At 61.5% G+C, this 23670-nt stretch carries 24 protein-coding genes and 1 tRNA gene; 12 read left to right on the top strand and 13 right to left on the bottom strand.

The window, feature by feature from the left end; all coding sequences use genetic code 11:
* From HWV67_RS16580 to HWV67_RS16545, 8 genes are all read right to left on the bottom strand, one after another.
* Window positions 1-357, bottom strand: coding sequence for a metalloregulator ArsR/SmtB family transcription factor (locus tag HWV67_RS16580; protein WP_110969608.1), 357 nt, complete (start codon window positions 355-357; stop codon window positions 1-3).
* Window positions 358-465: 108 nt separating this feature from the next.
* A complete protein-coding gene (locus HWV67_RS16575) occupies window positions 466-1710 on the bottom strand; it encodes a hypothetical protein (RefSeq protein ID WP_175652039.1) in 1245 nt (414 codons plus the stop codon).
* Window positions 1711-1719: 9 nt separating this feature from the next.
* A complete protein-coding gene (locus HWV67_RS16570) occupies window positions 1720-4851 on the bottom strand; it encodes an outer membrane lipoprotein-sorting protein (RefSeq protein ID WP_175652038.1) in 3132 nt (1043 codons plus the stop codon).
* Window positions 4852-4935: 84 nt separating this feature from the next.
* A complete protein-coding gene (locus HWV67_RS16565) occupies window positions 4936-6504 on the bottom strand; it encodes an AMP-binding protein (RefSeq protein WP_175652037.1) in 1569 nt (522 codons plus the stop codon).
* Between the two features lie 80 nt (window positions 6505-6584).
* Window positions 6585-7436: a phosphate ABC transporter ATP-binding protein gene (locus HWV67_RS16560; protein WP_175652036.1), complete on the bottom strand. Its 852-nt coding sequence runs from the start codon at window positions 7434-7436 to the stop codon at window positions 6585-6587.
* A 2-nt stretch (window positions 7437-7438) separates the two neighbouring features.
* Entirely contained in the window at window positions 7439-8308 is an 870-nt protein-coding gene (pstA, locus tag HWV67_RS16555; protein ID WP_110969603.1) for a phosphate ABC transporter permease PstA, read from the bottom strand.
* Entirely contained in the window at window positions 8305-9198 is an 894-nt protein-coding gene (pstC, locus tag HWV67_RS16550; RefSeq protein ID WP_218585609.1) for a phosphate ABC transporter permease subunit PstC, read from the bottom strand. Before pstC ends, pstA begins: the two co-directional genes overlap by 4 nt.
* A gap of 29 nt (window positions 9199-9227) precedes the next feature.
* Window positions 9228-10088 carry a phosphate ABC transporter substrate-binding protein gene (locus HWV67_RS16545; protein WP_110969601.1) on the bottom strand — a complete coding sequence of 287 codons (861 nt, stop codon included), beginning with the start codon at window positions 10086-10088 and terminating at the stop codon, window positions 9228-9230.
* Between the two features lie 181 nt (window positions 10089-10269).
* Between HWV67_RS16545 and HWV67_RS16540 the strand changes: the two genes are divergently transcribed.
* From HWV67_RS16540 to HWV67_RS16505, 8 genes are all read left to right on the top strand, one after another.
* Window positions 10270-11118: a ferritin-like fold-containing protein gene (locus HWV67_RS16540; RefSeq protein ID WP_157969679.1), complete on the top strand. Its 849-nt coding sequence runs from the start codon at window positions 10270-10272 to the stop codon at window positions 11116-11118.
* A gap of 40 nt (window positions 11119-11158) precedes the next feature.
* Window positions 11159-12088 carry a permease gene (locus HWV67_RS16535; RefSeq protein WP_110969599.1) on the top strand — a complete coding sequence of 310 codons (930 nt, stop codon included), beginning with the start codon at window positions 11159-11161 and terminating at the stop codon, window positions 12086-12088.
* A 24-nt stretch (window positions 12089-12112) separates the two neighbouring features.
* A complete protein-coding gene (locus HWV67_RS16530) occupies window positions 12113-12541 on the top strand; it encodes a hypothetical protein (RefSeq protein WP_110969598.1) in 429 nt (142 codons plus the stop codon).
* Entirely contained in the window at window positions 12538-13419 is an 882-nt protein-coding gene (locus HWV67_RS16525) for an SDR family oxidoreductase (RefSeq protein WP_175652035.1), read from the top strand. The genes HWV67_RS16530 and HWV67_RS16525 overlap by 4 nt, the downstream gene beginning before the upstream one ends.
* Window positions 13368-13742, top strand: a complete 375-nt coding sequence (locus tag HWV67_RS16520) for a hypothetical protein (protein WP_175652034.1) — start codon at window positions 13368-13370, stop codon at window positions 13740-13742. The genes HWV67_RS16525 and HWV67_RS16520 overlap by 52 nt, the downstream gene beginning before the upstream one ends.
* Window positions 13729-14793 carry a hypothetical protein gene (locus tag HWV67_RS16515; protein WP_157969678.1) on the top strand — a complete coding sequence of 355 codons (1065 nt, stop codon included), beginning with the start codon at window positions 13729-13731 and terminating at the stop codon, window positions 14791-14793. Before HWV67_RS16520 ends, HWV67_RS16515 begins: the two co-directional genes overlap by 14 nt.
* Before the next feature lie 116 nt (window positions 14794-14909).
* Window positions 14910-15593: a response regulator transcription factor gene (locus HWV67_RS16510; RefSeq protein ID WP_175652033.1), complete on the top strand. Its 684-nt coding sequence runs from the start codon at window positions 14910-14912 to the stop codon at window positions 15591-15593.
* A gap of 490 nt (window positions 15594-16083) precedes the next feature.
* Window positions 16084-16635 (top strand): Panacea domain-containing protein, encoded by a 552-nt coding sequence (locus tag HWV67_RS16505; RefSeq protein WP_110969594.1) that lies wholly within the window; start codon window positions 16084-16086, stop codon window positions 16633-16635.
* Window positions 16636-17154: 519 nt separating this feature from the next.
* Here the strand turns inward: HWV67_RS16505 and HWV67_RS16500 are convergent.
* From HWV67_RS16500 to HWV67_RS16485, 4 genes are all read right to left on the bottom strand, one after another.
* The gene (locus HWV67_RS16500; protein WP_075804446.1) at window positions 17155-18267 is read right to left on the bottom strand and encodes a helix-turn-helix domain-containing protein; all 1113 of its coding nucleotides are present in this window, start codon (window positions 18265-18267) and stop codon (window positions 17155-17157) included.
* A complete protein-coding gene (locus HWV67_RS16495; protein WP_110969593.1) occupies window positions 18264-18926 on the bottom strand; it encodes a hypothetical protein in 663 nt (220 codons plus the stop codon). The genes HWV67_RS16500 and HWV67_RS16495 overlap by 4 nt, the downstream gene beginning before the upstream one ends.
* A gap of 392 nt (window positions 18927-19318) precedes the next feature.
* Window positions 19319-19394 (bottom strand) — tRNA-Thr (locus HWV67_RS16490).
* Between the two features lie 55 nt (window positions 19395-19449).
* Window positions 19450-19866: a pilin gene (locus tag HWV67_RS16485; RefSeq protein WP_175652032.1), complete on the bottom strand. Its 417-nt coding sequence runs from the start codon at window positions 19864-19866 to the stop codon at window positions 19450-19452.
* Window positions 19867-20078: 212 nt separating this feature from the next.
* Here HWV67_RS16485 and HWV67_RS16480 point away from each other — a divergent pair, with 212 nt between their 5' ends.
* The 4 genes from HWV67_RS16480 to yacG are packed head-to-tail and all read left to right on the top strand — an operon-like array spanning window position 20079 to window position 22979.
* Entirely contained in the window at window positions 20079-21284 is a 1206-nt protein-coding gene (locus HWV67_RS16480) for a type II secretion system F family protein (RefSeq protein WP_175652031.1), read from the top strand.
* Between the two features lie 2 nt (window positions 21285-21286).
* Window positions 21287-22153: a prepilin peptidase gene (locus HWV67_RS16475; RefSeq protein WP_175652030.1), complete on the top strand. Its 867-nt coding sequence runs from the start codon at window positions 21287-21289 to the stop codon at window positions 22151-22153.
* On the top strand, window positions 22153-22776 hold the full coding sequence (gene coaE, locus HWV67_RS16470) for a dephospho-CoA kinase (RefSeq protein WP_095154418.1): 624 nt from the start codon (window positions 22153-22155) through the stop codon (window positions 22774-22776). The genes HWV67_RS16475 and coaE overlap by 1 nt, the downstream gene beginning before the upstream one ends.
* Window positions 22773-22979 carry a DNA gyrase inhibitor YacG gene (gene yacG, locus HWV67_RS16465; RefSeq protein WP_095154416.1) on the top strand — a complete coding sequence of 69 codons (207 nt, stop codon included), beginning with the start codon at window positions 22773-22775 and terminating at the stop codon, window positions 22977-22979. The genes coaE and yacG overlap by 4 nt, the downstream gene beginning before the upstream one ends.
* Here the strand turns inward: yacG and HWV67_RS16460 are convergent.
* The gene (locus HWV67_RS16460) at window positions 22976-23665 is read right to left on the bottom strand and encodes an energy-coupling factor ABC transporter permease (RefSeq protein ID WP_175652029.1); all 690 of its coding nucleotides are present in this window, start codon (window positions 23663-23665) and stop codon (window positions 22976-22978) included. The genes yacG and HWV67_RS16460 overlap by 4 nt on opposite strands.
* Between the last annotated feature and the right edge of the window lie 5 nt (window positions 23666-23670).

Here is a 23670-nt window from a genome sequence, read left to right as displayed (position 1 = left end):
TCAAGCACAAGCCGCAGGGCTCTGCGGCCGCTCGCCCATTTCGGCGAGGCGCAGCGCATCGGGGCTCAACCATTCCTGGTTCGCATCGACCACGCCCTTCAGCAGCGCGTCCACCCACTGCGGCAGTTCGGGATGCAGTCGGTAGTACACCCACTGGCCTTTGCGCCGATCCATGAGGATTCCAGCCTCGCGCAACTGGGCCAGATGCCGTGAGATCTTCGGCTGGCTCAGTTCAAGCGCGTGGGTAAGTTCGCAGACACAGAGTTCGCCTTCGCGGGCGATCAGCAGGGTCATCCGGGCCCGGGTGTCGTCAGCCAGGCATTTGAAAACGATGGGGGGAGTCAGGGCTTCCGGCATGTAGCCTCCTGGAGGCCGCCCACCGGGCGGCTGAAATATCTGGAAATCCGAATATATGCCAATTCAAATATATGGACAACCGGATATTTCTCGCGCACCCATCAGGCTTCACCAGAGATAGCTCGCCTCCACGAACGTCAGCGAGTTCGTTCGCAGGTGCCCCAGGAATGAATCCTGCGGCCCCCGAAAAATGTCGAAGCCGGTGCTGACCCGCCATGAATCGGTGATTGCGTACTTCAGGCGGCCCCGGAGCATCCAGTCATTGCGGGGTTCGGTCCACACGGCGAACAGGTCCAGGTCGGCCTTCGAGTCGAACAGTGGCCTGGCATAGCGCAGCGTCAGTCCGTACTGGTCCCGATCCAGTTCGTTGCTGATCAGGGCCTGAGCCGCCTGCACCTGGGCCATCAGGGGATTGTTGGCGATGCTCGATACCGAGCGCAAATGCCGCCAGAAGCCTTGCAGGGAAACGGTCTCGCGATCTCCGATGTACCACTCGGCGCCGCCGATCGCCGAGGTGTAGGGCTGCCGGCGCGCTACCGCCGGATCAGACGACTGTTCGAAGTCCACCCAGGCAATTTCTCCCCGGTAAGTCATTTCGCCGCGAACGATCGTGAAGTCGCCGCCGACCATCCGCATGCGGGTCGCATGCTGGCCGAGGGTCACGCCGGCAGGCGTGGCACTGCGCACCGCGAAGGTGGGAAACAGGTCGTGACCATCGATCACGCTGATCGACCAGTCCGCATCCGAACCCAGTACGTCGTACTTCACCGCCACCGTAGGGCGGGCATCCGGGTCCTGCTCGCGGAAGGTCACGCCAGGCGTTTTCTCCAGCGGCACCTCGTTGAAGCGGAAACGGTCGAGCACATGGACCTGCAGCTTTCCGGCACCGACGGCGCAGTCCAGGTGCAGCCCCCAGTTGCCGGTGCGCTGATCCGTGGTCTCCGGGGTCAGGCGTCTGTAGTTGCTGGGGGATACCTGGTCGGTGGGATTGATCCCGTCGGCCCGGCCCCACATCACCAGTTTCTTGCCCAGTGCCGGAGCGCACAGGGTTTCGCTGCTTTTCACATACAACTCGTTGACCCCGGCATCTTCCCGCCTGCCATCCAGCCGCTCAGGGGACGACAGGGCCCAGACCTCGCTGCTCAAGCTCAGACTCTCGCTGGCTTGCCAGTCCAGTTTGAGCTTGGCGCGATTGGAGGAAATCGTGTGGCGGTCATCCAGCATCCGGTTCGATGACCAAACCCCTGCCGCGACTTCGCCAGTGACTTCAGGCACGTCGGCGACGGCGCCCACCGAGAAAACCAGGGGCACGACCGCGCCAGCCCACCAGCCGGGGGAAAAAGACCCGCTCATGTCCTCTCCTTAGCGCGAAGCCATGTTGTTCGCCGAGAAGAGGCTGTCGCTCAGCGCCTCACCCACCTTGAAGTTGGAGAAGGTGATGGTGGTGGTATGACCGCTCTGCAGGTTCTTGCCCTCGGTCTTCATCGGCTGCCACTTGCCATTGGTGGCATCCACCAGCTGGATATCGCTGAAGGAAAACTGCTTGTACGGCGCCCCGCTGACATCGGCCGCTTCCACATAGGTGGTCGCGAAGTTGTCCTTGCGAATCCAGGTCAGGCGCTTCGCGTAGCCAGAGTTGGTGCGCACGCTGTCCTCGGCGGGCAGCGACTCGATGACGTAGTGTTCGACGCCGTCACGGGTCTCCTGTCTGACCAGGGTGTGCTTCCAGTCGCTGACCTTGTGGCCCATCACGTCGCCGTAGCTGAAGTCGGTGCCGATGAAGCTGTCCTTCTTGTTCGAAGCCACCAGACGGCGCACTCGCTTCATTGCCGGCAGGTAGACCCACATCTCGTCGTCCTGGGCAGTCCGCTCGACCAGCAAGGTGGTGGTTCCACGAATATCCGCAGGTGCCTCGAAGCGCACCAGGCGCATGGTGTCCTGCCCGTTGTCCTGAAGCTTCGAGGCCATGTTGGACTTGCGGGTCCGCTGGCTGCCGTCCTTGGTCTGCAGCACGAACTCGGCATCGGCCTTGGAGGTGCTGAAGCGGGTCACCGCCGCGTTGCGCTCCATGATCTCTTTCGCCTCCAGTTCCGCAGACCAGCCGACCTGCGAATACGTCAGGAAGCCGATTGCCGCCAGGATGATCAGCAGCACGGCGCCACGGTCACCGGAGCGGCGCTGGAAGATGAAGCCGGGCTTGAAGGCCAGGATGGCGCTCGGGATCAGGGTCAGGGTTGCGAGAACGCTCGCCAGCATCGCCAGCACGATAAAGGTAGAAAGCCACATATGAACCTTGTAGTCGTAGGAGAACATGAGGACGGCATAACCCCCGGCCACGGCGGTGGCGACGAACAGGCAGGCCTTGCCGGCGGTTTTCATCGCCATTTCCACGGCCTCGGGCAACGCCTTGCCCTGGGCCGTGTATTCGCTGATGCGGTAGATGAGGTAGATCGCGTAGTCGGCGCCGATACCAACCGCCATGGCCGAAATCAGCGAGTTGGGGATGTTCAGCGGCACGCCGAAGTAGCCCATGACGCCGAACACCAGCGACAGCACCACCAGCAGCGGCGACAGCACCAGCAGGCCGGCGATCACCGAGCGGAACGCGATCACCGACACCGCGAAGATCACCCCGAGGATCTGGGCGATGTTGAGCAGCTTGCTGTGCACCATCACATCGGTGACCGCCAGGGTCTGCGCGACCTCACCGCCGAACGACACGGTGACATTGCCGGGGAAATGCTCGCTCGCGACCTGGCGCAGTTCGTTCACCAGGTGATCGATCTCGGCGTTGCTGTTGGTGCGCAACATGATCGCGATCTTTGCCCGCCGGTACTCGTAATCGACGTGGGCCGAGAAGTCCTCCGGATTCCCTGACATCGAGTAGAGGAACAAGTACTGGGCAATCAGCTCGCGGTCATCGGGAAGTGGCGTCACAGCGCCCGTGTCGCCCGACGCCGCTTCGTGCATGCGCTGGAGGAAGTCGTCGATGGACAGCGTCTTACCCACGATCGGGCGCTTTGCCGCGTCCGCCTGCAGGTAGCGGATCGCATCCAGTACCCGAGGGTCCTTCACCCCGTCCGCTTCACCGGTATCGACCATCACATAGAGCACGTTGGTCCCGCCGGTCTGGCTGTTCAGCAGGTTGTCATCACGCTGCAGGGGCAGCGAATCCGAGAAGAAGCTCTTGCTGGAGTTATCCACATGCACCAGCGGCCAGCCAGCGACCGCCACGACAATCAACACCACGAAACCGCCGAGAATCCAGTGCCGGCTGCGCGGGGTCACCACCAGGTGAGCGATGCGTGCGCTGAGGCGATCCCAGATCCGAGGTTTGGTCTCGGTATCGATCTGCGCCGCCGATGGCGGCTTGAGGCCGGCCCGCACTGCCGGGGTAAAGGTGAATTCCAGCAACACGGCCGCCAGGATGCCGATGCCGGTGAAGATGCCGAATGCCCGCACGGTTTCCAGTTCGAACACCACCAGCGAAAAGAACCCGAGGGCCGCCACACCGCCAGCGATGACCAGTACCGGGCCCACCGCCGCCAGCGACTGGATCGTCGCCAGCCGGTTGGCCACCACAGGGTCCATCTGCTGACCGTTCACCAGCTCGATGAAGCGTTCGTAGTAGCGCTTGAGTAACTGCACCGCGTGTCCCGCCGCCACGGCGAGGATCAGGATCGGCGTCGGCGAGTTGAAGATGTCCATCGGGACCTTCATCAAACCCATGATCCCCACTCCCCAGACTACCGACAGCAGCGCCGTCACCAGCGGCAGGATCAGTCCCTGGCGAGTCCGGAATGCTTCGTAGTGCAGCAGGCCGATAACCAGTACCGCAATCGGGAACAGCCAATTGATCCGGTCGGCGAAGACTTCAGCCTGGTGCAGGAACACCGGGTTGCCGCTCAGGGAGATCTCGATGCCCGGCGTGTTCTCCTGGCTCAGGATCTGGTGGACATCGGACAGCATCGCACCGAAGCCGTTGGGGTTCTCCTTGAGCTCCAGCATGATCGTCGCGGTGCGCCAGTCACTGGAGATCACCGTATCCCGGTACACCGGGTTGGCGTTGATCGCCGCCTTCAGCTCTTCGATCTGCGCCGTGCTGGACGGCAACTGGTCACCCAACAGCGGTCTGGCCTCGAAACCGTCGGCGTTGCCGCGAATGCTCTTGGCCTGCCGCGAGGACAGGCTGAGCAGCGTCTGCTTGGTGACCGACGGCGCCGCATAGAGCTTGTCGGTAATGCGCTTCATCGCCTCCAGCACCTGGGGCTGCAGCGCGTCGCCCTGGGTCGGGGTCAGACCGATCACCACCAGGTACTTCGAGCCGAAGATCTTCTCGATGGTGTTGGTCGCCTTGATGTACGGGTGGCTCTGCGGCACCACGGCAGCCGGATTGATGATGACCTGCTGCTTGGCGGCAAAGAACGCAAAGAACGCCGACAGCGCCAGCACGATGGCGATAACCCACCGCCGATGGTCCACCACCCAGGTCACGTACCGTTCCAGGGGCAGCGAGCTCTTCAGCCCGCTCGTATGAACAGAATCTACCGCTGCGGTTTTCGATATTTGCGTCATGAGTCAGGCATCAGCACGTGAAGGAAGGGTTGGGGCAACATCGCTTTCGTTCTGGGGAGCGATTTGTGTTTTGAGGAGGTGTTTCTGGACCTTCGCCGAGGCGGTGTAGGGGAACGCATCCACGACGGTGCACCGGGTCGGGCACCAGCCCTCGAAGGCTTGCGCCAGGACCGCCTGCAGTTCGGCAACAACGTTGTCGGGCTCGGCATCGGGCGCCGCGACCCAGGCCAGAACGCTGCGACCGCTGCCTGGCTCGCAGATCACCAGCGCCGCATCCGCGACGCCCGGCACCTGTCTGGCCCGGTGTTCGACCAAGGCGGAACTGAGGGGAGCGCCACCGACCAGCAGCGAGTCGCTCAGCCGATCGCTGACATCGAGCCGCGCATCGGCCTGAAGGGTCGCGAAGTCGCCGGTCGCCAGCCAATCGTCCTGCGCGGCACCGACGGCGACCCAGTGCCCCCGCACCATGAGCTCGCCGGCACCCTCGGCCACGCATTCCGCATCGTCACCTCGCACCGCCAACTCGATGCCGAATACCGGCTGGCCATGTCCCAGGGCCGTCGCGCTGCTATCGAACCGTTCAATGGTGGCCAGCGGCGAGGTCTCGGTCATGCCCCAGGCGTGACACACCTCGACGCCCAATCGCTCCTGAATGAAGTACGCCACCTCGAACGGCAGGCGGGTTCCGCCGACAACGGTCCGGCGAAGGGTGCTGAAACGCTGCCCGGTCGCCTGCATGTAGCGAGCAAGCGCCAGCCAATGAGCCGACACCGCACCCAACACGGTGACCTGATGCTCTTCGATCCACTGGAACCATTGAGCCGGATCACGGGTTGGCGGAACCAGGATCAGCTCGGCGCCCACCATCGGGCACACGAACGGAGCGCCCCAGGCGCTGGCATGGAAGTTTTGCATCAGTGGCATGACCCGGTCGGCGCCGGTCAGTCCCATCGCGTCCGGCAATGCGCAAGCCCAGGTGTGCAGCAGCGTCGAGCGGTGCGTGTACTCGACGACCTTCGGCGTGCCGGTGGTGCCGGACGAGTAACAGACGTGGGAAAGGCTGTCCTCCGGAAACTGTGCCGCCACATGGCCCACCGCCCCCTCGGCGTTTCGATGGGTCATCGCGCGAACCGCAGATCCTGGCAGCAGCCCCTGAAACGCCTGAACCGCGCCGGCCGTAGCGGTGTCATGCAGCACCAGCTTCGGACGGATCTGTTGAAGGAAGAGTCCCAGGTCTTCGGGGCGATGCTGGGGGTTGAGCAGGTGGGTGACCACGCCTTGGTCGAGTGCCCCGTAAAGCCAGGCCATCTGATCGAGCGAGCTCAGGCCAAAGCTGACGAGCGCATCGCCTGGCTGGAACCCGAGGGCATGGAGTTGCGCGGCGCAATCACGAGCGGTATCGGCCAGATCCGCGTAGGTCTGACGTTGGACGACGCCATCGAGAGCGATGGAAGTTACTTTCACTGCGGCGTGCACCCTTGCCGCATGCTTGAGCACATCATGGACATGGAGCGGGAGCGTTTTAACTCTCGCGGTCGGGTATTGCACGGGTTTAGCAGAGATAGTGTTCATGCGGCCATGGTAGAAATCGCCGCGCTTTACACACAATGGAACCGATGTACCATGGCGTCCTGCCACGCCAACTGCTCGGTTCAGGCAAATTGCAGATAGGCCTGGGTCAGCTCGTGACGGGGCCTCTCGAAGACCTCTCGCGCCTTGCCGCATTCGATCAGCCGTCCCACGCCATCGACCTTCCAAAACACCGCCACCTGATCGGCAACCCGGCGGGCCTGACTCAGGCTGTGGGTTACCAAGACAATGGTTCGCCGCTGCGACAGGCTTGAGATGAGCGCCTCGATGGTTTGCGTCGAGATAGGGTCGAGGGCACTGCAGGGTTCATCCATCAGCAGCACCTCCGGCCCGAGCACCAGCGCCCTGGCCAGACACAGGCGCTGCTGTTGCCCACCAGACAGCGCCAGCGCCGGGCCGTCGAGGCGATCATGCACCTCATCCCAGAGGCCCACTTCCTTGAGCGACGCCTCGATCCGCGCATCGATCTCGTCCCGCGCCTTGATTCCATGCTGCCGCAGCGCGAATTCAAGATTCTTGCGAATGGAGAAGGGAAACGGGTTGGGCCGCTGGAACAGCATGCCGACCTGGCGGCGCAACTGGGTCGGGTCCTTCAACAGGCGCTTGCCGTCCATCCAGCTGAAGCTGATCGAACCTGATACCGAGCACTCGGGAACCAGGTCGTTGAGGCGGTTCAGGCAGTGCAGCAAGCTGGACTTGCCGCAGCCGGAAGGACCGATCAGGGCCGTGACCAAGTTTCGAGGTACCCGCAGGTTCACCCTCTCGACCACCACCCGCTTGCCGTAGCTCACCGACAGGTCCTCAATCTCGATATACCCTTCGGCCGCGGTATTCAGGTGCGTAACAGTGCCAGCGATGCTGGGCACGGCTCGCAGCGAGGATTCGAGCGTTGCCGCCCCGGTCTTGTTGGTCATGGTCAGTAACTCCCTGTCGTTGTGCCAGTCATGCGCCGCTGCATCCACCGGGTCAGGGCATGCACTGCGAAACTCAGCAGTGCCAGGAGCAGAAGAAGCGCGAGGGCCGATCCATAGGCGTTCGGCGTGCCGCCGGGTACGTTGGTGGCCAGATCGTAGATATGCACCGAGACGCTCCGCCCCGAGTCGAGCAGAGACTCCGGCATCCGGTCCGAGTAACCGCTGGTGAACAGCAACACCGCCGTTTCGGCCAGGGCCCTGGTCAGCGCCAGCACGATCCCGGCGCAAATCCCCGGTAGCGCCACCGGCACCATCACCCGCAACAGCACGGCCTGCCGCGACAACCCCAGTGCCGCACCACCCGCGCGATGAGCCGTGGCCGCCGCTTCCAGCGAAAACGCCAGCGAGCGGGCCAGGGTCGGAAGGATCATGCAGGCCAGGGTCAGGCCACCGGCCAGGATGGAATAACCCAACCCCAACTGACGACAGAACAGGCTGAGACCGAAGAGCCCGAACACCACGGACGGTACGCCGGCCAGGATGTCGAGGCTGCAGCGCACAACCGTTGCAGGCCAGCCACCGGGTTTGAATCCTTCGGTCAGCATCACCGCCACTCCGAACGACAGTGGCAACGCGGCCGCCAGACTGACCAACACGATGCCCAGCGTCGAAACCAGGATCGGCGCGATACCGCCGCCACGACCGGCATCGACCGGACTGGACGACAGGAACTCCCAGCTCAACACCTGGAGCCCGTTGCCGAACACCGTGAGCAACGGCCACAGCAGCATCGCGATCGCCCCGAGGGCCAGGCCGTAGAGCAATGCCGTCCAGGCCAACTCCTTGAGTTGGGCCAAGCAGATCCGCTTCATACGCCCATCTCCCGCTGACGCCGGCCAACCCATTCGCCAGCAGCCACCAGCACGCTGACCAGCAGCAACATCAGCAAGCCAGCCACGAACAGCGAGGCCCGGTGATCGCCCATGGCGTAGGGCATCTCCAGCGCGATGTTGGCCGTTAGCGCCCGAACGGGCTCGAACAACGAAGTGGGGACCTGCACGATATTGCCGCAGACCATCAGGACCACCATGGTTTCCCCAATGGCCCTGGCCGCGCCGAGCACCATGGCGGAGAAAATGCCTTGCCTCGCCGCCGGCACGACAATGCGCAGCAGGGTCTGATTCTCGGAAACACCCAGTGCTGCAGCGCCCTGTACATAGGCGACCGGGACCGTCTGGAGGGCTGACTGGGTCAGGACGGTAATGGTCGGGATGATCATCAGGGCCACCACCAGAACACCCGCCAGCAGGCTGGCTCCCGGAGGGCTCCACAGGTTGATGGTCGGCACGATGGCACTCACGCCCCAGAGGCCGTAGACCACCGTCGGCACAGCCGCACTGAGCTCCACCAGATTGCGCATCAACCGCGCCAGCCCGGTGGGTGCCTTGAACGTGGTGACCAGCGATATCGCCAGGCTCAACGGCGTCGCCACCAGCAGCGCCCCGACCGTCAGGTAGAGGCTGGCCAGGACCATCGGCGTCATATTGAAACTGGCATCCCTCGGCCACCAGCCTTCGTCGGTGAAGAACCGGGTGAAGCCTCCCTTGCTGATCAGCGGGAGCGCCTCACCCAGGAGAAATACGACGATCAGGAACACGATCGCCGCCCCGAGCAAGGCCAGCATGGTCATTGCCGACCAGAACGCCCAACCGCGCAACGCCGACGGCGGCGGTGAGATCGACTCAACGATAGGTAGTGTCATGAAGCGGCCCTGGCCAGCAACGCCGGTCGTTATTTCACGACCGGGATGAAGTACATCCGCGTGACGAAGTCCTCGGCCTGCTTCGATTGCGCGTAGGCCACGAAGTCCTGGACCTGCTCATTCAGCGGCGTCTTGTAGACCAGGTTCAGGTCACGGCTGATCGCATACTGCCCCGAGGCCACGGAAGCGGTCGAAGGCACTTGGTCGCCCATGGGGATCAGGCGAATCGCCGCGCCTTGCCCGGCTTCGTATTCCGCCGAGCCGATGGAGACGTAGCCCACAGCGGCAGGCGATCCGGCGACGGTCTGAATCCCCTGCTGGTTGTCGCCGATGATGACGTGGGCCTTGATGTCCTTGTAGGGAATGCCGAAGAAGCTGCTGAAGATCTCCAGCGTGGAGCGGCCTTCGGCCTTGCTCACCACGGTGATCGGCGCATCTTCGCCGCCTACTTCCTTCCAGTTGGTGATCTGGCCGGTGTAGATCCCGATGACCTGCTCCTTGCTCAGCCCGGCAACCGGGTTGCTCTTGTTGACGATCATGCCGATGCCGTCCTTGGCGATCAGTGCATGCTCAAGATCCTGCTCATCGGGCTTGAGATCGCGAGAGACCATGCCAAGCACGGCGGTACCGCTGCGCACATCCATGATGCCGCGTGCACTTCCGCCTGCCTGCACCTCGATGCGAACGCCCGGATGCTCCTGCTCATAGGCCTTGGCCAGCTCGCTGATCAGTGGCGCGATAGTGCTGGCACCGACGACGCTGACGCGCATCGACTTGGTGTCAGCCTTCGGTTCTACTTCGCGGTTACAGCCAGACAGGCAGAACAACGCCCCCAGCATCCACAGCGCAGGCACACCAACGTGCCGGGCCGCCCAGGTTCTTGTTTTCATCGTGTTCCCCAGCTTCTTCCATGAAACGCACCGAGTGACCGATGCGTCGTGATCTGACTCATGGTAGGGGGTAGGGACCTGGGCTTTGAATAGAAGCTATGTACTATGGCCCGGCGCCAGCAGCCTCCCGACAATTGTCGCGGCAAGGGAATGCCCTTGAAGCCTAATGGGAGGACAAGAAATGCAAGAAGCATCTGTCGGCACTCAGCCAACGTCACACGCCCCGATCGACCTGCGCTCCGTCAGCCGCCGCGAAGTGCTCGGCACCGAGCACAACAAGAGCGACGGCTACTTCAACCTGCTGGCCTACATCGCCTCGAACGCGATCGCAGGCGAGATCATGGCGGTGGAAAACTACTCGGAAATGGTCCCACTGATGCCGGACACCGAGAGCAAGATCGAGACCGTCAAGCAGGCTCACGAAGAGTCCAAGCACATCCAGATGCTGGCCAGCCTGGGCAAGCGCCACGACTACAACGTCATGCGCGAGATCGTCGAACCGCAGTGGTTCAACATCCGCCGGCACTTCAGCACCGCCGTGCAGAACAAGGACCTGGCGGCCTGCCTGGTGATCCAGGACCTGATGACCGAAACCATGGCCATCGTGCTGTACCGCACCCTGGTACGTCAGGGCGACCCAGACACCGCAGCACTGGCCAACAAGATCCTCGACGACGAGCTGGAGCACCTGGAAATCGGCCTGGCGCGCATCCGCAGCCTGATCGCCCAGGATCCGGAAGGCGTCCACGAGAGCCTGAAATGGGCTCACCACCGCGTCATGCCTGAGCTGTTCAGCATGGTCAGCACCGGCTGCCACTTCCTCTGCGACCGCCTGAACATCGATTGCGCTTCCCTGTCGCTGGGCGACCTGAAGACCGACATCGACGAAATCCGCATCGAGGCGCTGGATACCTACGTCGAGACCCTCGACAAGGCCGACTTCGACCCGGTGGTAACTGCCGCCTTGATCGAGTCGATGCAGACCTACGGCGGTACCCCGTCCTTGAACGCAGGGCTGGCCAACGCCTGAGCGTTGTTCCAGCCCGCCCATCAGTAACGGCGGAGCTTGTATGTCCGATAACACGACCTTAGCGCAGGGTGTTCGCGCCTTCTTCGAGTTCCTGCTCATGGATGGTGCCCTGCTCATTGGGCTTTTCCTGCTGGTCACCTGGTCCGTGGTGATGCTGCAGCAGAAGATGCCCTTTCAGGCGACCCAAGGCTCGCTGCTTGGCTCATCTGGCTGGCGTTCGGCCTTTGCTGCCAGCGTGGGCGGCGTGATTACCCCGTTCTGCTCGTGCTCAACCATTCCCGTGCTGAGCGGCATGCTCAGGGCGGGGGTGGGTTTCGTTCCGAGCTTCGCCTTTCTGGTGGCGTCCCCGGTGGTCAACGAAGGCGTCTTCATCCTGCTGTTCCTGACCGTCGGTTTCATCCCCGGGGCGGTGTTCATCATCGCTGGCCTTGCCCTGACCTCGGCTGCCGGCGTGATCGCAGGCCGCCTGGGCATGGCCAGGCACGTCACCATCACCCCGGCGCCACAGAGCAGCGCAACCTTCCTGGGGCAGAAAGTCGCCGCCTGGCCGGGCTGGCAACCGGCAAGCCGCTTCGCCTGGCTGGCCGCCAAACAGGAACTGCGCACCGTCGCACCGTACCTGCTGGTCGGCCTGCTGATCGGCGGCCTGATCTACGGCGCCGTGCCCAACGACATGCTCATGGGCCTCGTCGATCGCTTGCCGGCCGCCTGGCTCTATCTGGCTTGCGCACTGGTCGGCGTGCCGCTCTACATCTCGCCCATCGCAGCACTGCCCATCGGCTTCGCGTTGATCGAGAAGGGCTTCCCGGTCGGACCGCTGGTGACCTTCCTCGTGGCCGCGATCGGCACCAGCCCGCCCGAGGTGATGCTGCTGTTCAGGCTTTTCAGACTCCCGTTGGTGATAGCCCACACCCTGACCGTCGTTCTCTGCGCCCTGGCGCTGGGCCTGGCCGTCGCTCTCGTGCTGTAACCACTCAATCAAGAGGGACAAGACATGTTTGGTTTCTTCAACAAGGCCTCGGACGCAGATATCGCCCAGGTCAAACGCGCGCTGGGCAACGATGCCGTAGTGGTGCTCTCCGCCAGTTGCTGCATGCCCGGTACCAACGAAGTCGATGAGCAGATCGAGAAAGCTGCGCAGGCGGCTCTGGCTGCTGCCAAGCTCGACTGGCCGGTGCTGACCGTCACCGTGACCACGGCACAAACCATCCTGCCGAAGATCACCTCTGAGCTGAATGCAGCCGAAGGCGCACTGGCCCAGCAGGTGTCCGAACTGTTTATGGCCCATGGCCTGAGCGCATTCCCGATTGTCATCGTCGATCAGAAACTGCTGTCCTACGGCGGCGTACCCGACCAGGCGATGATCCAGGGCGCGTTGCCCACTACCACGGCGCCCAACGTGGCAAGCGGAGGAGCCCGATGAACACGCCTCTCCAGACCGCACGCCATGGAGGGCGTGTCTTCCTCACTGGTGGTACCGGTTTCCTGGGAGCCTTGATGGCCGCCCAGATGCTCAGCGATGGCTGGGCGGATCATCTGGTTCTGCCGTCCCGCCGTGAAGTGGAAACCGGCAGCATTCCCGAGGAGGTCCAGCGCGAGCTGTTCGCCCTGGGCAAAAAACCGGACGACGTTGCCGGACAGATCACCACGGTTCACTGGCAAGGCGCCGAAACCGCCACGGTCGAACTGCTGGAAAACACCCTGCGCGCGGGCAAGGTGGACACCATCGTTCACTGCGCCGGGTGCCTGGACTACTTCGACAACGACGCCCTGCAGGCAATGAACGTCGATTTCACCGAAAGACTGACCATCGCGGCAAAGCGTGCCGGGGTGAGCTTCTTCATTTTTGTATCCACTGCCTACTCGGCGGGTTACTCCGGTGCACCAGTGCCCGAAACCGCTCTGAGCGAGCCGCCGAAAGACCCGACCAACTACACCCTGACCAAGCGCGCTGCGGAGCGAGTGGTTGCCGAGTGTGGCATCCCGTTCCTGGTGGTCCGGCCGTCGATCGTCATCGGCAGCTCGGTGGACGGACGCTACAGCGGCAAGCGCTATGGCCTGTATCAGCAATGGATGGGCATCGAACGGCTGCTGTCGGACCGGCACCACGCCGAGCTGCACACCGTTGCCACTGACCAGGCGCTCAACCTGCTGCATCAGGACGTGTTCCAGGCCAGTATCGCCAGCATCTTCCGCTGGGTGCCGGCGGGGGAATATGTGAACCTGGTGGTGGCCGACCAGCCCAGCCCATGCGCGACCTGTGGCGAGTCTTCTGCGAAGTCACCCGCCCCAACACGGTGATCTTCTACGACAGCCTGCAGGACGTGGACCTCAAGGCCATCAACATCCGCCAGCGCGGCTACCTGACCTTCGCCCAGACCAACCTGGAGATCGGTGCTTACCCATGGGCGTTCGATCGCCAATGGCTGCGAACCTTGCGTGAGCATGGACTGCACTTCACCGAAACCACGATGGAAACGCTGAAGGTGTGCCAGGACCGGTTCGTTCGCTCCTCCCAACCCATTCAGCGCTACCTCGAACGCTTTGCTGCGGATCTGCCGGCACGTACCGAGTTCCGCCACCACCTGGACACCCTGGACCTCGCCGCCAATGAACATGCTTGATACCGCAGCCACAAGGCTGGAACCCTGGCAGCGGGAGCTGATGCACATCGCGTCCGTGGTGGGTGACGACCTCGACCGCGAGGCCAATGGCACCGACTCACCGCGCACGCTCTGGTGGGGCGGCGCGTACTCCGACCTGCTCGCCATGTGCGCCGATGCCTTCCGTGGCGAACTCCTTATCGCAGACCACGAGCCGCGCTCCCTGCGCAAGAGCACGGCGCTGGTCGGCAAGGCCCGGGCCGTTCGACTCATGGCGCTGCCAGACCTATCCCGCGATGCCGGCGTGATCGAGACGCTGCTCCAACGCGCGGTGCTGCGCGACATCGACGGCTACCTCGCCCTGGAGGAAAAGCTGCGCTTCGGGATCGAGCGTTCTCCTGCCGTAGCGACAGGCTGGGCCAGCCGGATCGTCATGGACTTCACCCTGAACCGGGTCAGCGCCGAAGCCGAGCAGCAACTGCTGGCCGAGGCCTTCCGAGCACTCAGCCTGACCGGCGCCGTTATCTGCGGGGTACTGGTGAGCGACGAGCCATTGGCGTCCCTGCACAACGTCCGCTCCGCGCCGGCCGGTGCACCGCTCAGGATTCTATCCGAGACCGCCGTCATTGCTGCCTTCGAACGCGCGGGTTTCCACGGGATAACCCTGCATTGGTCGGCGACGGCCCACGAAGCCATCGACAGGATCGGTGATGCTGAAGTCCGGATGTGCACGGTGCAGGCCTACAAGGGCAAGCAAGGACCTTGCTGGGAGCTGGGCCAGGCCGTCATGTACCGGGGGCCGTGGCGCGAAGTCCGTGACGACGATGGTCACGTGTATCGGCGCGGGGAGCGCGTCGCGGTGTGTGCCAAGACCTACGACCTCATGATGCGGGCACCCTATGAAGGTTCGTTCCTCGGACTGCGCAGCGTGAACGAGCCGCCACTGGCCGAAGCGGTGCTGTTCGACTGCAATACGCCGGCATTGAGAGACCCGAAGGTGACCAAGGGGTTGGCACCGTTTGAAGGGGCTCAAGCGGCAGCTTGCTGCTCGGGTTCAACTGGATGCTGCTGACGCCCTGTCAGTAGCGATTGTCGCGAGGGGCCGTCTGGGCCATATAATCCCCAACCGGCCTCTCATACGCACCCACCAAGCGCTGACGGGGTCACAATCAGCAGGGAGTGCGGACTATGGAACATGTCGAAAACACCTGGCAGGGGCTTGAGGACTTTCTCCAGACAGCCCCGGCTCGGGATCTGGACATCGACTGTACGGCCGTAGGTATCGCCTCCGTCAAAGGGCCCACGGTCCACTTCAAGGAAATCCTCTTCCTCGAAGGAGAGATTCACGAAGACCCTGAAACCCTGCAAAGCCACTGCGCTTCGCTTGTTGCACTCTGGGCTGCGGTCAAGGCCCCCTCCCTCATCGACCTCGGCCAGTGCTCCTGCATCGGTCGCCGCCTGCTCCTTCAGGAGCCGACCCTGGGCAGACGCTTCGCCATTCACGCTACCGAGATAAACGACAGTACCCTGCTGTTTGCAGTCATTAGCTCGACCAAGCGCTGGAAGGATGTCGAGACGGTCAAATGCCTGATAACGGAGCTGGTGGCGCTTGCCGATCATGTCAGTGACAAGAACCACTTGAGAGCCGAAGAGACCGAGGCCCAGCAGGACACCGGTCTGAACTGGTATCAGTTCACAAGTCGCGAAGTAGAAATCCTGAAGCTGGTTGCCGCTGGGAACAGTAACAAGCAGATCGCCCGCGAACTGGGCTCAAGCCCTAACACTGTGCGGAACCAGATTCATGCGCTGTTCAGGAAGGCGGAGGTGACTAATAGGACTGAGTTGGCGTTGAGGGTTGCTGCGGCAACCTAATGTTGCGCGCCTCAGGACGGGGTCAGGCGGGCCGTCACCCAAAAGCCTGGTGAGGCGTGCGACTTAACACGACCCTTTCGTCATCTGCGTCTCGCCTGAGTACATCAGGGCCTGTGATCTGAGATAACGAGAGCGGCCCGCACTTCGGAACCAGTTCGGCACCACGCAGAATGTGATGAAAACCGGATCACCACAGGATGCCTGTATGGACCGGACACATGGTGCCCTAATGCGTCCTATTTTTCTCACTGTGCAATCGGTTTGCCATCATGTCGTCGCTTGCTTGCTTGCGCACTCAAAAAGCGTGCTATACCCAGATCAAGGATCGTGGTACTCAGCCGATAGAGGATGTATCAGGAGGGGCGTAGCTCGACCGCTCGTCAGCTACTTTGGGACGCCCCACTGGTTCTATTGACTAAAGGATACATGCGCCCATAATTTCGCGCCCGCGAACCCGTAATGCCCATGGATGGCGCAAGAGAGGTGACTCTTGATTTTTTCCGAACAAAAAGTAGCCCACATGGCGGCTTTCTTTTTGGCTCGCCGCGAGGGCCCAATGGCCCACATCAAGCTGATGAAGCTGCTCTATTTGGCTGATCGCTTGAGCATGGAACGTTATGACGCTCCTATGTCAGATGATGCCCAGTGCAACATGAAAAACGGTCCAGTTCTGTCTGCAACCTTCGACCTGATGAAAGGCACCCGCAGAAGTGAAGCATGGAGCTCGTTCATTTCCCCAATCGACGATAACGAAGTGACTCTGCAGAGAGACTTTGCATGGGATGAGCTTGATGAGTTGTCTCGGGCCGATTTGAAAATTCTCGACGAAGTGTTCGTCAAGTTCGGTCACATGAAGCGCTGGGACCTAGTGGAGTATGTCCATACTCTTCCTGAATGGGAGAACCCAGGCGACACCAGCAAGCCGATCGACACTGAAGTAACCTTCAAATCCTTTGGGCTCAACGAGATGCAAGCTCATGAAAAGGTGGGGATGCTTCGAAGCCGCAAGTTGCTTGGTTTGAAACTCGCTGAGATGAAGTAATGCCGCCAAGGACTGTCTTTCAGCAGGGAACGCTCTTCATCCTCACTGGCCCTACACACCACCTGCACGTCGTTATGAACGATCCGGTTCACTGCGGAGAGTTGAATGATATGAGCGTGCTGGTGGTGAATTTCTCAACTGTTCAGCCCGGAGCCTTTCATGATCCTGCATGCGTGCTCCAGGCAGGCTGCCATCCGTTCATCACTCGCGAGAGCTTTGTCGTCTATAGAGGGGCCACTGTGCTGAGAGTCCCGCGCCTGGAAGACCAGATTATCGCAGGGCATGTACGACCCGACTCGCCTGTCAGCCAGAACGTATACAACCAAGTCCGAGCCGGCTTCGATGTGTCAGACTTGGTTGCAGCTAAAATCTCTCGCTATCTACGCAGACACGGCATCTAGGTATCTGCGATCAGGTCCGGAAGGTGACTTGGCGGGACGGTTGCGTCTAGAAGCTAGTGTTTTGTGCCAACAAAGCCGCCTGTGATGGCGGCTTTTTGGTGTAAAGGTCTTACGAGGGTCAAGTTTTAACCAATCGTAGATTGGGCTTCTTTCTTGGTACGGTAACCGGTTGAGCTGCCAAGTCTCCGCTTATGGCAACGGGAGCCATACTGAACAGGATCGGAATCAGGTCATCGACCGCGACATCCAACTCTCTTGCAATTCCGCTCAAGGAGCGACCAGTATCTCTAGCGAGCCCCAAGACTTTTTGAAGCACCTGTGACGTTTCTCTCTGAGAACTCTCCGGCTCCTGAGTTCTGGCCCCCATCGTGGAAAGCTCGATACAGATACTTCTATAGATCCACTCCGAGAGGACGCTGGTTTTGTGAAGGCGGTAGGCCAACGCCATCGCCGAGACATTCCAGAGCTTTTTGGCGCGCACAATGTCCTTTACAGAGCGAATGTTCCAGCCGTGAGCGAGGATGCTTTGATAGGGCATGAGAAAGGCTGACGCGAAAGCATTCGCCTCGTTCTCCACCTCTTTACCCTTGTTGCTGCCATGTCTGTGCAACACCAAGTGCCCGAGCTCATGGGCGGCATCAAACCGACTCGCCTCTGCAGACTTCTGGGTATTCAGGAAAACGAACGGCGTGGTGCCTTTTCTCCAACAAGAAAATGCGTTGACCTGATTGGTTTCTTCGGCCAAGGAAAAAACTCTGACGCCCTTCAGCTCAAGAAGGTGTACCAGATTTCTAATGGGTAGCTGACCTAAACCCCACTCAACACGTACCGCCTCTGCAGCGGCCTCGGGATCCATACCGGAACAGTCCGGAACCATAGGGCTCGGCAAGTTAAATCGCGAATCGATCCAGTCGCTTAGCATGTACGCAATACCACCGGCGGCAAGAGCTGCATCACGCTGGCCAGCAGTCATTCGTGAAAAAGAACGGAAGCTCGCATTTTCTTCCGTTGGGGCCTCTACATCGCGACCACTAAAAAACGTAATCGGGAAGCCAAGGGCCTGGGCAATGTTGCCCAAGCTCTCTTCTGTTGGGAGTTGATCCCCACTCTCGTACAAAGAAATCGTCTTGCTGCTGAGCAATGTTGCGTCCGCAAGCGATTTCTTGGTCCATCCACGGCGTTGACGAGCTAGCACCAAACGGGCCGGATTGAAATCGCTTATGTCGTTCATGTTCTCGGTGTCACAGGAATATCGATAGAGGGACTGGTGTCCGACCCACCGAAATCTTCGGGGGCATTAAGGTTCAGGGGCGGCATGATAAAGCGCGGCTGCCATCCGTCAACCTTGCCGTTGTCGGCCATGTTCATCGGCCTAGAGAGCTCGTAATGCACAGTTTGATTTTCCACATCTACGTAGAAAAGCAGCATCCAAAGGATCTGCTCAGCAGTCGTGTCCAGTGGGAGTCGTTGCCTATCGCTGAGTTCCACCGGGAACATGTCCAACTGGCGAACATTGTAGTGAACGCTGCGACTGGTCCGGTTGCCTCTCTTGTTACGTGTAAGCGGTATGGCATAGGGGTTGCCCGTATTCTCATCACCGCAACACAGCGTGATCGCATGCTTGTTATCCGGGGAAACAATCCGTGGCTGATTGCTAGGATCCGTGGGCTTCCAGCCTTTGGGAATGGTCAACGCACGAAGCGCCTCCGTGCCGTAGATCCAAGCCAATGTGCCCCTAGAGCCTTTCGGCTGCAGCGGGCCGGCATTCGAGGCTACGCGGTAGCACTGGAGAGCAATAGTGCGTAGCTCTTCAGCGGTAATGCCCAGCAGACGCTCAATCGCTTGCTCAGGTGGCAAGCTCTCGACTTGATCCAGAAAATCCATGGCCATATGGGGAACTCTCTTGTCGGGTTCCGATTTTTATACATCATTCGATGTAGAAAAAAAAGAAGCGCACTAAGAGTCACTTCGGACGCCTACTGGCGAGTTTGAGAGAAAAATGGGGCGGATAGAATCGCCAGCCCAACGCCGAATCAAGTGACCTCCGCCTCCAATGACTCGCAAGTAACTTGCGGTCGGCCATTGATCCGATCACTCCAGCCAGATGAGGAATCTGAAGCAAAAAGGGGCAGAAATCCTAATGTTTCCCAGCATGTAAACCAGCCGGAGAGTCGGATCCAAGCTCGAACTCTTTCGAAATTCAGATTCTCCATCTTGCTAGCCCTGCGCTAGCCCGCCCCAAAAATAAAAAAGGCCTGCATCGCTGCAAGCCTTGATTTTACTGGTGCCGGAGACAGGAATCGAACCTGCGACCTTCGCGTTACGAGTGCGCTGCTCTACCGACTGAGCTACACCGGCGTGGCGCCAACGCTACCACTGCCGTGAGCCTTGCGCAATTCACTGTTTAATAAGGCTATTGATCCTTCGCCTCGCAACCTTTCGGCGCTTGGTCAGTACCGATGTCGGTGCTACAGCTCCAGCCGGTGGCCGAACGGGTCAGGGTCAAGGTTTTGCCAAGCACCGGCGCCGGTGCGTCCACCAAGGTACAGGCGATACTGCCGGTGCCGTTGGCGGCTACCGCCGTGGCGCTGATGGTGCAGTTCGCGGTGCGTTCCTGGCCGCCAATCTGGGTGACATTGGCAATGTCCGCGCCCTGGGTCAGTCGAACCTCGAAACCGGTCTTCAACGCACTGATTTCGGCAAGGCCGGCAGTCGCCTTGGCCTGTGCCTGATGGTTGGTGTAGAGCGGCATGGCGATGGTCGCCAGCAGGCCAATGATCGCCACAACGATCATCAGCTCGATCAATGTAATACCGCGTTGCCCCTTCATGGATGCATTCCCCAATTACTGAAACTTCAAGTCATATCGGTCGGTTGTGCCGACAAGCGCGCCAGTAGGCCCGAGCCGACACCTTTTGTCACCCTGCCAGGCAGGACCGCCAGGGCAGCTCGACTACTCTAGTGCGGGCCGGGAAGCACTGCCGGCTGGAGCTGTTACGGGAATTGTGTTTGGCCAATTGCTACAAGGACGTCGCCATAACCATGAAAACCAGAACCTACAACTGGCAGGGAGTCGATCGGAACGGCGCCCGGGTCAGCGGCCGCAGCGATGGGCAAAGCCCGGCGCTGATCAAGGCCATGCTGCGCAAACGCGGCATCCATACCACTCGCATCCACCATTCGCGCCGCGTCTCGACGCTGAAGTTCTCGCGGCAGATCAGCGCGGCGCAACTCACCCAGTTGAGCCGCCACCTGGCGACCCTGTTCCAGGCAGGCATTCCTCTGCTGCACGGCCTGGACATAATCGCCGAAGGCAGCAAGAACACCCGCATGATCACGCTGCTGCACACCCTCAAGCGCGATATCAGCGCCGGCCACAGCCTGGCCGAAGCCCTGCGCAAGCACCCGCGCTACTTCGACACGCTTTACTGCAATCTGGTGGCGGTCGGCGAAGCCTCCGGGCGCCTGGATACCCTGCTGGAGCAACTGGCAACCTTCCAGGAAAAACGCGCCACCCTGCGGGCGCGGATGAAGAAGGCGATGATCTACCCGCTGCTGGTGCTGATGGTGGGCCTGGGGGTGTCGAGCCTGCTGTTGCTCCAGGTGGTGCCGCAGTTCGAAGTGCTGTTTGCCGGCATGGGCGCGGAGTTACCGGCGTTCACCTTGATGGTGATTGGCCTGGCCGACTGGCTGTCCAATCACATCCTGCTGATGGCGGCCTTGTTGCTGGCTGGAGGCATCACGGTGCAACAGGCCTTTCGCCGCCACCTTAAATTCCACCTGTGGCTGCTGCGCCTCGGTCATCGCCTGCCCTTGATCCGCACCCTGCTGCAACACGCAGCGCTGGCCCGCTTCGCGCGGACCTTGTGCACCTGCTTCGCGGCGGGCATCCCCTTGGTCGAGGCCCTCGGACCGGTGGCCAGAGCCTGCGGCAACGCGCTATATGAACAGGCAATTCTTCGCCTGCGCCACGACCTCGGCAATGGCCTCTCGATGAGCGCGGCGATGCGCGCCAACCCACTGTTCCCCAACCTCTGCGTACAGATGTGCGGTATCGGAGAGACATCCGGCACGCTGGACGATATGCTCGAACGCATCGCCAACCACCACGAACAGGCCATTGATCAATTGATCGAAAACCTCACCAGCCTGCTCGAACCAGTGATCGTGCTGATACTGGGGCTTCTGATCGGAAGCCTGGTGATTGCCATGTACTTGCCGATCTTCCAGTTGGGTGACGTGATCTGAACATGAACCTGTGGGACACCCTCGCCAGCCAGCCGCTGGCCTATCTGGGGAGCGCCCTGCTGCTGGGCCTGATCGTCGGCAGCTTCCTCAATGTGCTGATCCATCGCCTGCCGCTGATGCTCGAACGCCAATGGCGCGACGACGCCCGCCAGGCACTGACGCTGCCGATGCAGCCGAGCGAGCGTTTCGACCTGTTTCTCCCGCCTTCGCGCTGCCCGCATTGCCAGCAGCGCATCCGTCCCTGGCAAAACATACCGCTGATCAGCTATCTGTTCTTGCGGGGTCGCTGCTCCGGCTGCAAAGCGCACATCAGTCTCCGCTATCCCCTGACCGAACTGGCCAGCGCCGGCCTGACCCTGTTCGCCGCCTGGCACTTCGGTTTCAGCGCCAGCGCGGCGGCGTTCATGCTGTTGAGTTGGGGACTGCTTGCGCTGAGCCTGATCGACATCGAACACCAACTGCTGCCCGATGCGCTGGTTTTGCCGTTGTTGTGGCTGGGGCTGATCTTCAATGCGTTCGGGCTGTTCGTGCCGTTGGAACAGGCGCTATGGGGCGCGGTGATCGGGTATGTCAGCCTGTGGTCGGTGTACTGGCTGTTCAAACTGATCACCGGCAAGGAAGGCATGGGCTATGGCGACTTCAAGCTGTTGGCACTGCTCGGCGCCTGGGGCGGTTGGCAAATTCTGCCGTTCATCCTGTTCTTTTCGTCGTTGCTGGGGGCCATTATTGGCCTGATCCTGCTGCGCCTGGCCGGTAAACGCGCCAGTACGCCGATACCTTTCGGCCCCTATATGGCCCTGACAGGCTGGATCGCACTGCTCTGGGGTGGTCAAATAACCACTTCCTATCTGCATCTCGCTGGATTTTGATGACAACGCCCGCTTTCACCCCCTGGATTCTCGGCCTCACCGGAGGCATCGGCAGCGGCAAAAGCGCAGCCGCGCAACGCTTCGTCGAGCTGGGCGTGCACCTGGTGGACGCCGACCAGGCCGCCCGCTGGGTGGTCGAACCCGGTCGCCCGGCGCTGGCCAGCATTGTCGAACGCTTCGGACCCGGCGTACTGCTGGAAGACGGCCAGCTCAATCGCGCCGCGCTGCGCGAGCTGATCTTCGCCGACCCGGAACAACGCCGCTGGCTGGAAGCCCTGCTGCATCCGCTGATCGGCCAGGAGATTTTCAGCTACCTGGCCAAGGCCGAATCCCCTTACGCCGTGTTCGTCTCGCCATTGATGGTCGAGTCGGGCCAGTACCAGCGCACCGACCGCCTGTTGGTGATCGACGCGCCGCAAAACTTGCAGATCGAACGCACCCTGCTGCGCGACCAGACCAGCCCGGAGCAGGTCCAGGCCATCCTCAAGGCCCAGGCCAGCCGCGAAGAGCGCCTGCGCCATGCCCATGATGTGCTGGTCAATGACCGCGACCTGGCCTGGCTGCATTCGGAAGTCGACCGCCTGCACCACTTTTACCTGACTTTGCGAGGAGGCCGAGCATGAGCCAGCCGCTGAACGTTGATTGCCCAACCTGTGGCGCCCCTGTCGAATGGAGCGCTACCAGCCCGAACCGACCGTTTTGTTCCGATCGCTGCAAACTGATCGACCTGGGCGCGTGGGCCGCCGAGGAGCACAAGATTCCAGTCGCGCCGGATGCTGAGGACGAATTGTTCTCCGGCGAATTCGACCCGCGCGAGCCGCATTAAGGCTCCGGTCCGTCATCCTTCCACGGGGCCTGCAAATAGCGGGTCCTGTTGAACGTCTCCAGCCATTCCGGGCAGAACACCACCAGCGCGCTGACCACCATCCCGTTGATAAAGGCCTCAGGGAAGAGCACCAGCCACAGGTAGCCGATAAAGTCCTCCAGCCACACTGGCATCACGAAGCGCCCATCCAGCCACAGCACGCCCAGGCTTGCCAGCAGGCACACCAACGCCGACAGCGCCGCGGCAAAGAATCCCGAACAGAAGATATAAACGAACAGATTGCGTGGTTGTGCCCGCTCCACAAGCATCGCGCAGACCTCGGTGACCAGCACCGGAAGCCCGATCAACAACACGCCATTGACGCCCATCGCCGCCAGATCCGGGCGCCCCAGCAACACCAGGCCGTTCTGCGCCATGACCGCACCGAGCACGGCCAATGGCCAGTCCAGCAGCAGGGTCACGGCGGTCATGCCGATGAAGTGATAGGACAGGCCGGTCTCGAAATCCCGCCGTACCAGCCAGAGCGCGAACAACGCGAACACCGTGCCTAGAAACAGGTGCTGGCGCCGGCTGTCGGTGAACAGCTCGACCCAACGGGTACTCGCCACGGCCCAGGCCAGCAGCGGCACGAAGATGATCCAGCCGAGGGTCAGGCTCAGATCCGACAGCAGTTGTGCACCAATCACGGCAG

The organism is Pseudomonas sp. Marseille-P9899 (assembly GCF_903166565.1).
Taxonomy (GTDB): domain Bacteria; phylum Pseudomonadota; class Gammaproteobacteria; order Pseudomonadales; family Pseudomonadaceae; genus Aquipseudomonas; species Aquipseudomonas huaxiensis.
The sequence above is the reverse complement of the archived record's forward strand: the minus strand, read 5'-3'. Positions and strand labels throughout refer to the sequence as shown.

Bases quoted from the DNA above. Each gene is read 5' to 3' on its own strand.
- pstA (WP_110969603.1), bottom strand. From the start codon at position 8,308: ATGAAGCGGATCTGCTTGGCCCAACTCAAGGAGTTGGCCTGGACGGCA.
- HWV67_RS16510 (WP_175652033.1), top strand. From the start codon at position 14,910: ATGGAACATGTCGAAAACACCTGGCAGGGGCTTGAGGACTTTCTCCAG.
- HWV67_RS16480 (WP_175652031.1), top strand. From the start codon at position 20,079: ATGAAAACCAGAACCTACAACTGGCAGGGAGTCGATCGGAACGGCGCC.
- HWV67_RS16515 (WP_157969678.1), top strand. From the start codon at position 13,729: ATGAACATGCTTGATACCGCAGCCACAAGGCTGGAACCCTGGCAGCGG.
- HWV67_RS16495 (WP_110969593.1), bottom strand. From the start codon at position 18,926: ATGGCCATGGATTTTCTGGATCAAGTCGAGAGCTTGCCACCTGAGCAA.
- HWV67_RS16580 (WP_110969608.1), bottom strand. From the start codon at position 357: ATGCCGGAAGCCCTGACTCCCCCCATCGTTTTCAAATGCCTGGCTGAC.
- coaE (WP_095154418.1), top strand. From the start codon at position 22,153: ATGACAACGCCCGCTTTCACCCCCTGGATTCTCGGCCTCACCGGAGGC.
- yacG (WP_095154416.1), top strand. From the start codon at position 22,773: ATGAGCCAGCCGCTGAACGTTGATTGCCCAACCTGTGGCGCCCCTGTC.
- HWV67_RS16535 (WP_110969599.1), top strand. From the start codon at position 11,159: ATGTCCGATAACACGACCTTAGCGCAGGGTGTTCGCGCCTTCTTCGAG.
- HWV67_RS16560 (WP_175652036.1), bottom strand. From the start codon at position 7,436: ATGACCAACAAGACCGGGGCGGCAACGCTCGAATCCTCGCTGCGAGCC.
- HWV67_RS16575 (WP_175652039.1), bottom strand. From the start codon at position 1,710: ATGAGCGGGTCTTTTTCCCCCGGCTGGTGGGCTGGCGCGGTCGTGCCC.
- HWV67_RS16485 (WP_175652032.1), bottom strand. From the start codon at position 19,866: ATGAAGGGGCAACGCGGTATTACATTGATCGAGCTGATGATCGTTGTG.
- HWV67_RS16530 (WP_110969598.1), top strand. From the start codon at position 12,113: ATGTTTGGTTTCTTCAACAAGGCCTCGGACGCAGATATCGCCCAGGTC.
- HWV67_RS16520 (WP_175652034.1), top strand. From the start codon at position 13,368: ATGCGCGACCTGTGGCGAGTCTTCTGCGAAGTCACCCGCCCCAACACG.
- HWV67_RS16545 (WP_110969601.1), bottom strand. From the start codon at position 10,088: ATGAAAACAAGAACCTGGGCGGCCCGGCACGTTGGTGTGCCTGCGCTG.
- HWV67_RS16540 (WP_157969679.1), top strand. From the start codon at position 10,270: ATGCAAGAAGCATCTGTCGGCACTCAGCCAACGTCACACGCCCCGATC.
- HWV67_RS16565 (WP_175652037.1), bottom strand. From the start codon at position 6,504: ATGAACACTATCTCTGCTAAACCCGTGCAATACCCGACCGCGAGAGTT.
- pstC (WP_218585609.1), bottom strand. From the start codon at position 9,198: ATGACACTACCTATCGTTGAGTCGATCTCACCGCCGCCGTCGGCGTTG.
- HWV67_RS16500 (WP_075804446.1), bottom strand. From the start codon at position 18,267: ATGAACGACATAAGCGATTTCAATCCGGCCCGTTTGGTGCTAGCTCGT.
- HWV67_RS16475 (WP_175652030.1), top strand. From the start codon at position 21,287: ATGAACCTGTGGGACACCCTCGCCAGCCAGCCGCTGGCCTATCTGGGG.
- HWV67_RS16525 (WP_175652035.1), top strand. From the start codon at position 12,538: ATGAACACGCCTCTCCAGACCGCACGCCATGGAGGGCGTGTCTTCCTC.